Origin of the sequence: Methanosarcina spelaei (assembly GCF_002287235.1) — an archaeon.
Lineage (GTDB): Archaea > Halobacteriota > Methanosarcinia > Methanosarcinales > Methanosarcinaceae > Methanosarcina > Methanosarcina spelaei.
Genome location: NZ_LMVP01000379.1, coordinates 21,865 through 32,224, shown reverse-complemented (window position 1 = coordinate 32,224; position 10,360 = coordinate 21,865). Strand labels below are relative to the sequence as shown.

Sequence of the window (10,360 nt, the reverse complement as noted above, 5' to 3'; positions counted from 1 at the left end):
TATTGAACAATCAATATATCTGTTTTATGGATTAACATCAAAATCTAAGCACTAGAATATAACGTAAAAAAGGGAAAAGTAGCTCGAAAGGAATAAAACAGAGAAATTAAAAAGTACTGTAGTCTCTCAATAATCAGTTGATATTTTCCAGAGTACCCACACATTCGCTTTTCGCTCTCATTTTCTGTATTGTGTATGCTCAGTTTTCTGTATTGTGTATGCTCAGTTTTCTGTATTGTGTATGCTCAGTTTTCTGTATTGTGTATGCTCAGTTTTCTGTAAGCAGGTAAGCTTAGAAAACAGATGTGAATGAGCAAAAATACTAAACGCAAAATATCAACCATCTACTAATTCACGACCCGCAAAAAATATATAAAAATAATAAATAAAGAAAAGTAATAAATAAAGAAAGTTTAGATCAGTCTGATCTCAATCGTTTCTCCCCTGTCCTGAGCTTCCAGAATCTCAGATGCAAGATCCGAGTTTGCCCTTAGTTTTACATCTCCATGCCGGCTTACGGTTGCACTGAACAGATACTGGTCTTCAAGATAAATTTCCACATCCTTTCCTGCAAGTTCCGACGCCCCAAGAATAAGGTGTTTTTTATCTTTTTCTATGAAAGGATGGACAGAAGAAACACTGTTTTCCTCCTCAAAGCTCGTTGTCCTCCGTTTCTCTCGGAGAGTTCTGCTTTCAGCTCCGTACTTCCGATCTTTTGCAGCTCTTTGGGTTTCGAATTCCATTTCTCTTACGTCAATATGTAGACCAAGGACATTTTCGATCCGGTCAATAACATTCCCACCTTTGCCAATGACTTTTCGCACCTCGTCTTCCCGAACCTTTACAATTGCACTATCGTCTGAAGTCACTTCAACCTCAATCGGACCTGAGGCGTACCTGCTAATAACGTTTCTGATCTCTTCTTCCGCAAGCTTCCAGGCAGGTTTCCTAAGTTCTGTAGGAGGCCCTACTGGCATAACAACAACCTGTTCCCCATAGGTATAGATCTCATATTCGATTTTTCGGGTCTCAAAATCGGCAATAACGATTACCGGTCTTGCCAGATCCTGTTCGGTCATTCCATGAGGAACTTTGACAGTAAACTCAAGTACCAGAACTTTTGCCACTTCTCCTTTATCAATGAAAATAACAGTATCTACTACCTGGGGGATTACACCCAGTTCAACCCTTCCGATCAGGCGTTGAATTGCGTCAACTGCCCTGGTTGCATGTACTACTCCGATCATTCCCACGCCTGCAAGCCGCATATCCGCAAAAATCAGGAAATCGCCGGTCTTTCGGACTTCATCATAAATCGTATAATCCGGCCTGACCAGGAGCAGAAGGTCTGCAGTATCTTCCATCCTGCCATTCAAAGGTGAATACTGGGTGATTTCAGGAGGCACCTGAAGGTCTCTTGGGGACTCCATTGTTTTAACTACTTGTCCGCGGTCATTCAGGTATCGGGCAACTCCGGCAGCAAAAGTAGACTTTCCAGCTCCCGGAGGGCCGGCAATAAGAATACCACGCTGGCTTACAATTCGTTCTTTGAGCTTATCACTCAGCCGGTAGTGCTCAAGATCCACAATTACGGTTGGCCTTACAACTGTAATTTCCATGTCATCGGAAAAAGGCGGGTGAGCAATCGCAATTCTCATATTCCGGATTTGCAGGACTGTAGCTCCGCTTGAAGACATCTCGATAAAAGATTCGGGGTCCAATCTTGCCCTTTCAATAAGTTCTCTCGAGATACTTGAAAGCTCCGCAGAAGTAGCAGGCTCATCGCGGATTTTTACGTAATGTATATCCCCTACAGGTCCCTTCTTGGCCATAGGGGAAACTCCATTTTTGAGATGTACGGACATCGTATCTTCCGTGAAAAAACGCTCTACTTTGAGAGGCGGAAGTTCGGATGGTTCCAGGACTTTAGGATGCATGTACTCGACATCAAGCCCTTTTGCTTTAGCTATCAGAGACTGTACCCTGTCCTCACTTAAAAATAGCCCTCCAACCTCAGTAGCCGTGCTTCGGATAAGAGCATCTACCCTGCCCTCTTTAGAGAGCTTGATCTCCTCAAGAGTGGGCTGAACCCCACTGAATTGAAGAAGGATTTCGTCCCTCTCTGCCAGCTTGCGAAGTTCCAGAAGCTCTTCAAGCCCTTTAAATCCTATTTCCCTGCCCTTGTTTGCCTGGGTTTCAAGTTCCGAGACCACAGCTTCGGGAATAATGATCTCAGCACCCCTGAAATCCCCGCTTCTAATGCGGGACGAAAGCCTTCCGTCAATAATCACGCTTGTGTCCGGAACGATTCTCCATATCCGCTTCTCATCAGCCATATAAATGGATATAGAGCCGAGAAGTATATAATAAAACTTCTGGCACTTTTATTTAGAAGAACGAAGCCAGAAAGTGGTGTTTATAATTGGTATTCTTTCTGCATAAAGAAACTTTGTAAATATGAAGCTGATTCTTATATTGTTATTACTATACTCAGGACTAGTAATCTGTTCAGGTATAAACTCAAATTAACCAGTTAAAATTTATATTAAATATAAAGTCTAAATAATAACATATTATGCAATAAATAAATAAGTATCAAATTAAATAACAATAAATTTTTTTAAATTATAAAAAAAATAAATTTTATGATAAATATTTGCAATAATATAAAGGTTTAAATTTTTAAAATCATTTTTTTGATAAATATAATAATTTAACAAATATTTAATGCAATTTCGAATACAAAAAGACCATTTTCAATTAATATTGGTTTCTAATTTATATTTCTCTAATTATTATATCTGCTGGATAATAATAAACTAACGATACAATAAAAAATCACTTTTATCGGCAAATAATGGAGCAATATAGTTTACTAATCACTTAGTCTTCCAAAAACATACTCAGATTATTGATTTTTAAACTAATCATATTTGCCCGTAAATAGTGAATTTAGCAACCAGTGGAATCGGTATTGTATCGGACTTAGCAGAACGATGGAGATGATATAGATGAGGGAACAAAGATTTAACAAAATAAAGAAGACAGTCTTTATTTTGTTGGCTGTCTTTTTGGTAGTATCATTGACAGCTGCATCAGCAAGTGCATGGTACTCAAAGACTAGTGACGGAAAATGTAAGGTGGTAGCTAAAGAGGAGGTTAAAGAAGCTAAAGAAAAGCCTGTTAAAGAGGTAGTAAAAGAAAAGGCTGCTAAAAAAGTAGTAAAAGAAAAGGCTGCTAAAAAAGTAGTAAAAGAAAAGGCTGCTAAAAAAGTAGTAAAAGAAAAAGCTGTTGAAAAAGTAGCAAAAGAAAAGGTGGTTAAACAAGCAGTTAGAGAAAGGGTATTTGATCGAAAGGTATGTTATGAAAAGCTAGACAAAAATCTGTTAGGATTCACAGAGAGTTACTGGTTCTGCACCGTCCGGGGAGGTAATTGTGGTAATTGCTGTTTCGGTAACAATTGGGATGACTGTTGAGACTGTTAATTGTTGACAAGTCTAACCATGGACTTCGCTGTAGACAAATTTATACCAGTAACGATCCATTCGTATACTGCACATCGGACTGCAGAGACAATGAGACTCTAAAAACATTGGAGCCTCTCTTGATAGGGACTGTATGCAAATTGATAGGACTTACGCAGTAAATGAACTAAAGTATAAAGCAGCTCTGTATTAAGTATTATATGAAGTGCAGTTTAAGGTTCCGTGCCACTTTTTTGGGTTTAACCGCGTAAGTCCTATATAAAAATGAAAAGAGAAACAGATATCTTATATTTCTTAAATTTTAATTTTTTTAAATTTTAAGGTTTATACACATCATCAGGCTCAAAGACTTTTTCTCCCACAATCTCTCCATCAAGATTCCGATAAAAACAGGATCTGTACCCCATATGACAGGCTCCCCCAACCTGTTCCACGAGCAGAAGGAGAGAATCCATGTCACAGTCAACTCTGATTTCTTTTACTTTCTGTACATGCCCTGATGTCTCTCCTTTTTTCCATAACTGCTGTCTGCTCCTGCTCCAGAAGTGTACGATTCCGGTCTTGACAGTCTTTTCAAGAGCTTCCCGATTCATATAGGCGCACATTAGTACCTCCCTGCTAAGCTGGTCCTGAACCACAGCAAGGATAAGACCATTTTCAGATTTCAAAGCATCAAAATCAATCATGGGGGATAGATTGCAAAACAAGTATAAAAAGGAGAGGGCATTAGATCTTAAGTGACCCAAGAGAGAAGAAACTAAACCTGACTCTTTTCTTCAGGGTTTGATACCAAGTACATCCTCGACATATGCTCTGAGAATTTCAGCAACGCTCCAGGCCTGAGCAATGCAGCCCCCTGGAGTGTAAGGATAATCGCCATCAAATAATTCGGAAATTGTGCCTATACCTGCAGTTTCAAGGTGAATATCAAAATTCTGCAGGAGAGCACGCATATCTTCAAGACTTTCTTTTGAATAATTATGGACTTTCCGGTAAGCTTTCACATACGCTCCAAGGAGCCAGGGCCACGCTGTTCCATTGTGATAAGCTGCATCCCGGGTTACTGAATCTCCGCAATAATGTCCTTTATATAACGGGTTATCACTCGAAAGTGTTCTAAGTCCAAAAGGAGTCAGGAGATCTTTTTCAACTCTGTCTACGATTGCTTTTTCTTTTTCAGGGGAAAGAATTGCATAAGGCAGAGCCACTGCGAAGATTTGATTGGGGCGGATTGCCGGGTCTTTAACCTCATATCCTTCTTCGCCTTTATACACGAGGTCAAAGAGGCAATTGGTCTCCGGATTCCAGAAGACATTCTCATAATTTGAAGCTACACCAGCTGCAAGAGTTTCATATGTAGAAGTATTTTTTCCTAGATGAGTGCCCAGACTGGAAGCTGTTTTCAGGGCATTATACCAGAGAGCATTGATTTCGCAGGCTTTACCTGCCCTAGGTGTCAATGCTTGTTCCCCAATTTTAGCATCCATCCAGGTTAGCTGAGGCCCCTGCTGGATAAGATAATCGGAGTCCATACCTATCCCAAAGTCCGTACCTTTACGGTAATTCTCTATGATCTCCTCCAGGGTATCCCAGACGTCAGAGAGAAAAAGAAAATCTTTCGTATATGCGAAATATCGGCCCACAGTGTGAATAAACCAGAGAGAAGCGTCTACAGTGTTATAAATTGGTTCTCCTCCGAGTGCCAGGAAAGCATTAGGGATCAGGCCTCTCTTACAATGCCTGGAAAAGTTTTTAAGAATGTATTTTGCTTCTTCAAAACGACGGGGAATTAAAAGCAGACCAGGCATAGAGATCATGGTGTCTCGCCCCCAATCCGAAAACCAGTGATACCCTGCAATCACCGTACTTTCACCTGAAGAAGGATTCTTCACTATAAAAGGGTCCGTTGCTCTGAGAAGTTTAAGAGCAAAGGGTTCGGTAAGTCTCGAATTAAAGGCGAGAAGGTTTTGTCGATATGTTTCCCTTGTATAGAATTCCTCAACCTGTTCGAGCGTTAGAGAAGAAACATCTTCGGTTGAAGCAGCTATGAAAAAGTGAGAGGTACCCAGTTTGAGTTTGCTTTCAAAGTAACCCGGATTGAAATTGTCTTCCTGGAAGTTAAGTCCTCTCTTCTTCTCAATATCATACTCAAAATTATAGTACCATTTAGGATCAGAGTGATAACTGAGATTTGATGAAAGCGAGAAGGTACAGCCGTTGGAGCTTTCCAATTTTACTCCTGCAGGATTGGTTTTCTGAGTGAAAGAAAGTTCTCCTGAGCGAACAGTGTAATGGAAATTTCTGGAATTCACCAGCGGAAAGATTCTTAGCAGAGCTCCTTCTCTTCTAGATCTGATGTTATAGAGAATGCAGGTTGTGTTGCTGTTGTGAATCATGAAAATCTTTTTCTTTATGGTAAAATCGCCGAACTGGTAGACCCAGAGAGGAAAAGGAACAAGGATGAACTTGGAGATGTAATTGAAGCCTGACGGAAAAACAGTATCAGGATACTTATGGGTTGCAAGCCTATAAACTTCTTCGTTAATCGAAATTTCTTCATCAAGGGAAGAAAGCAACACAAATCTTCCAGGGGATTTTTCCGGAGATGCCACAAGCAGTCCATGATAGGTTCTTGTATTTGCCCCTATTACCGTAGATGAGGCATAACCCCCGAGTCCGTTTCCTACAATCCACTCTTTCTTTATCCCTTCCTCGTATGTGGAAAAGGAATCCGCTCCAAACTTGATTCCACTCATAATATATCTGGTTAGGAGTTAATTTATTAAATATTTGTATCCCTGGAGATAAAAGTTGAGAAAATCTAAGACGGAAAAAAGCCAGATTATAGTAAAAATATCAAGTTATTAAGTTCCAAATGTAATCATAAACTATTTTAGCTGTGCAGGATATAAGAAAGTGAGAATCATGAAGCAAGACCTTTTAGAAATCCTTGTTGATATTTTCAAATCCTCTGGATATAATACCACAATATCCAGCCAGTTTGACATTTTTGTGGAAAAAAACAGGCATAAGGCTTATGTTAGATATGCCCTGGAGCCAGATTGCGAGGATATAAAAGCCTTTTCAGAAAAGATAGGGGACTGTACAGGAATCTATGTAATGACCCGGAAAGGGCCCGAAGAATTAATCAGTTATGCAACTGAATTTGGGATCTATATTTGGGACAGGGATGAGCTGGCTCTTCAAATCGGAAGAGCGGTTCTTGTAAATCTTGAACAGAAAGCAAATACTTCGTATTCTGAACACGAGAGCCAAATATCAAGTGAAGTACGAGATCAGTACAAGCAAACAATTTTCGAATTACCTGTCGAAAACTGGAAGTTAAAAGAAGGGTCCATAGGGGAGTCCGACTTTGACGGAGATCTTTTGCCTATTCAGGAACAGCAGTCAGAGGCCAAAAAAAATTCTATCGAAAATCAATCTCTGACACGGAGATTTGAGGAAAGAAAAAACTTAAGGAAGCAGGAACAGGTTGAGGTCCCAGAAACCGAATCGTACGAAATGGTGAATATACGGTCGATAGAGCCAAGGATTTCTAAAAACCAGGCTATTATTATCGCAAAACCCTATCTGATTAACCCAAAGGATGCAATTTTAAAGTTTGTACCTTTCTGGAAGTATAAATACAATGTTGAAGCGGAAAAACGCTTCAGGTCAAAAGTTCTAAGTATTGTCGGAAAGGGAAATGGTCTTCTTAACGCTCTAAATAAGTCAAAGGAAGAGATGGAAATTGAAGGGCTTAGTACACCTACGAAGGTTCCTGCCGTGCAGTATGAGTTAAAAAGACCAATTGTAGATAAAAAACAGGCAGAAAAGATTCTTCTGGACTTTATTAAAGAGGAGAATACACGCGAGATACGTTTTAACAATACGGAAGGACAGGCCGTTATATATGAGCACAGGAGTATCGGTCCCAGGTCTGATGAGATACAGCTCGATATCGAGCTTGTGTATATCCCTGTCTGGGAAGTTAAAGGGAAACGTAACTCTCTGGAGATCAATGCTTATAATGCAAAGGTTCTTGAGGAGCCTGTTGATGAAGATGCCGAATTTCTATGAATCGAAAACCTGAAAAAGTATTGGAAGAAAAATATATAATATAGAAAATATATTTTTATATACTGGCAGAACAGGATTTCTTGAAAAAGAATCCGGATCTTATCCTTCCAGATTCCTGTGAAAAAGTCTTTCAGGAAAAAGCGCAATTTTACTATAAGCATTATATTTGTTCGATGAAAGAGTATATAATGTTTGGAAATTATCTTTCAGCTGTAACGGATGGCATCTTATAGGAAATAAAACCCATAAATATTTCATAAATATGAAACATAAAAAGAGGTGCGTAAATGATAGAAGTAACAGACAGAGCTGCTGAAGAATTGAAAACACTGATTGAGCAGGAAGAGAAACCTGAGCTTGCTCTCAGAATTTTTGTTGCCGGGGTTGCCTGCAGTGGAGTTCAGTATGGCTTAGCCTTTGACGATGAACTTAGTGAAGAGGATGTGACTATGGAAAGTAACGGGATTAAACTCGTTATGGCAAAAGATATCGAAAGAAGCTTCTCTGAGGGCAGTATTGACTTTGTTGAGGACGAAAACGGAAAAGGATTCCTTATCCGTAATCCAAGTGCCGGCGGTGGATGCGGTACCTGTGGCGGATGCCATTAAATAAAGTAAAATCGCGCTGAGTTATCGAACCCAAACCTGAAAAATAAAATAAAACAAAGGAGAAACAAGTCTATGTTCCCAGGAATGGGAGGGGTAGGGGGCCGGGGAATGAACCCGGCTAAAATGAAGCAGATGATGAAACAGATGGGAATTGACGTTAAAGAACTTAAGGATGTTCAGGAAGTAGTCATAAAGACTGCGGACTCTAATATCATTATAGAGAACGCAAATGTCACTATCATGAAAGTCCAGGGTTCGGAAACATACCAGATCGTAGGTGACGTAAAAGAAGTCCCGAAAGAACTGGAGATTCCTGCTGAAGATATAAAACTCGTAATGGAGCAGACCGGTGTTTCTGAAGATGAAGCCCGGAAAGCCCTGCAGAGTTCGAATGGAGATCTGGCAGAAGCCATTGTGGCACTTTCTTCTGCCTGACTCCTTTTTTCATGGATTTTATAAGTTACTTTGCCGTAAATTTCGTAACTATTGTCCACCAGAGTTCAGCCGCCTGAGTTTCGTTTCTGGAACAGAGCCCTTTTCGCTCATTTTGCTCGTTCAAGAGGGCCAAATTATGTGGAGAAACTGATTTTCAATTCATTCGGGACCTATTTTCCAAAATTTGTTTCGGATCACTCAGCAGTAATAATCACAATTTTAAAAAAATTGCCCACAAATATTTTCAGAACCGATTTAATCAAAAACGACGTGGCCAACATGATCACAACCCTTTTTAAAAAATGCTTGAGCGCAAACTTTTTTAAAAAAAGTTTGATCAAAAATCCCTAGTAACAGTGTGATCACAACCCTTTTTAAAAAAAGTTTGATCAAAAATCCCTAGTAACAGCGTGATCACAAGCCTTTTCAAAAAAGGCTTGAGCGTATACCTTTTCAGAAAAGCTTTGATCGAAAACGAGATAACGTTTGGATTTGAAAAACTTATCCCCAAACCCTATAGGCGTGATCAACCGGCGCAACGGTTGCGGGTCAACGGTTGCGGGCCAACTGTTTTGGAGGTTTGCTCGAGAATTTGTACCCTCGAGCGACATTTGGTAAGGTATTACATGGTTTTTTACGTGATTTTTAGAGTTTTTTATCAATTACATGTTTTTGGAGGTTTACTCAAGAGTATTTACCCTCAAGTCGTATTTGATAGATATTTGGAACCGGATTGTGTTTTTTAATTTTATTTTTAAGGCTGCCAATTTTCATTCTTCGTCAATTGCACTAACATACCTGGGAAACAGGAGCATATAATTTTCCTCATAAGATTTCCCATCTTGATTAATATCAAGAGTCCATATTATTTCAGGTGTTCTTGCTATTGATTTTCCTTGAATCGTCTAATTCCTCCGAACTTAATTTCATTTTATAATCTGCTCTTTAGAATTTGATCTTTTTTAATCCTGGTGCACGTCTCCCGGGAGTGTTCAATCCCGGGACGAACACCAGCTTATTGCATGTCTGTTTGCTATAGAGGAATGAATTTTTCCCATCTCTAACTAAACTCGAAAACTAAGTAAGGATATGGATTTGGGTAACATATCTTAGCTTCAGAGATAACATAAATATAAAAATAGAAGTATTACTTTCCTATAGAATTCATTAGAATACTTTCTAGAGACCTATTGAAGTCTGCCGGTTTTTGTAGAAATAGATAGATATAAAGGTTCCTGTCTCAGGGAGAAAAAAATCGAATTTCACTAAAACTGATGTATAAGCATAACGTGAGGTTTATTCTCAGTTTGCCCTTATATTTTTCATATTTTCAGGAATCTATTTTTCATATTTACTCATATACAAGGGTAAATTCATCCTTTTTTATTTTCATTTTTGGAATTAATTTTCTAAATGTCTCATAGTTTTATATCACGTTGTAAGGATTTGTAATAACAAAATTTCAAAACTTATTAAATAATTCTAATTTAGTCCACATATTAAAAACTAAAATATTTTATAAACTTGCAAGTCCTTACAAAACCCTATATAGCAGCTAGTTATCAATCTAGAAAACTGTTTTAACCCTAATTTTTAGTAATAAATCTCCAGTTTTTTGTTTCTTACAGAAAAATAAGGTATGAACTGCTCTGGACTAAAAGTCCCTTTCTATGGCATTTATCCAGAAAAACGTATGAATCCCTGCATAAAAAAATATTTTCTAAAGATAAATACCTATTTATAAAAGCGTCT

Annotated in this window: 7 protein-coding genes; 4 read left to right on the top strand and 3 right to left on the bottom strand. The window is 38.7% G+C overall.

What is annotated here, in order from left to right; genetic code table 11:
* Positions 1 to 413 precede the first annotated feature (413 nt).
* Positions 414 to 2,336 carry a PINc/VapC family ATPase gene (locus tag ASJ81_RS14995; protein WP_095645091.1) on the bottom strand — a complete coding sequence of 641 codons (1,923 nt, stop codon included), beginning with the start codon at positions 2,334 to 2,336 and terminating at the stop codon, positions 414 to 416.
* Positions 2,337 to 3,011: 675 nt separating this feature from the next.
* Between ASJ81_RS14995 and ASJ81_RS22885 the strand changes: the two genes are divergently transcribed.
* A complete protein-coding gene (locus tag ASJ81_RS22885) occupies positions 3,012 to 3,476 on the top strand; it encodes a hypothetical protein (protein WP_095645090.1) in 465 nt (154 codons plus the stop codon).
* 326 nt (positions 3,477 to 3,802) lie between these two features.
* On the opposite strand, the gene hisI is transcribed toward ASJ81_RS22885, so the two are convergent.
* Together hisI and ASJ81_RS14980 are read right to left on the bottom strand one after the other, a co-directional pair.
* Positions 3,803 to 4,171 carry a phosphoribosyl-AMP cyclohydrolase gene (gene hisI / locus ASJ81_RS14985; protein ID WP_095645089.1) on the bottom strand — a complete coding sequence of 123 codons (369 nt, stop codon included), beginning with the start codon at positions 4,169 to 4,171 and terminating at the stop codon, positions 3,803 to 3,805.
* A gap of 90 nt (positions 4,172 to 4,261) precedes the next feature.
* Complete coding sequence (locus ASJ81_RS14980; protein ID WP_095645088.1) at positions 4,262 to 6,241, bottom strand: amylo-alpha-1,6-glucosidase; 1,980 nt, start codon at positions 6,239 to 6,241, stop codon at positions 4,262 to 4,264.
* A gap of 169 nt (positions 6,242 to 6,410) precedes the next feature.
* Between ASJ81_RS14980 and ASJ81_RS14975 the strand changes: the two genes are divergently transcribed.
* The 3 genes from ASJ81_RS14975 to ASJ81_RS14965 all read left to right on the top strand — a co-directional run bounded on the left by ASJ81_RS14975 (position 6,411) and on the right by ASJ81_RS14965 (position 8,608).
* On the top strand, positions 6,411 to 7,565 hold the full coding sequence (locus ASJ81_RS14975) for a hypothetical protein (protein ID WP_095645087.1): 1,155 nt from the start codon (positions 6,411 to 6,413) through the stop codon (positions 7,563 to 7,565).
* Positions 7,566 to 7,852: 287 nt separating this feature from the next.
* Positions 7,853 to 8,173: a HesB/IscA family protein gene (locus ASJ81_RS14970; protein ID WP_095645086.1), complete on the top strand. Its 321-nt coding sequence runs from the start codon at positions 7,853 to 7,855 to the stop codon at positions 8,171 to 8,173.
* A gap of 72 nt (positions 8,174 to 8,245) precedes the next feature.
* Complete coding sequence (locus ASJ81_RS14965) at positions 8,246 to 8,608, top strand: nascent polypeptide-associated complex protein (RefSeq protein WP_048107489.1); 363 nt, start codon at positions 8,246 to 8,248, stop codon at positions 8,606 to 8,608.
* The last annotated feature ends 1,752 nt before the right edge of the window (positions 8,609 to 10,360 follow it).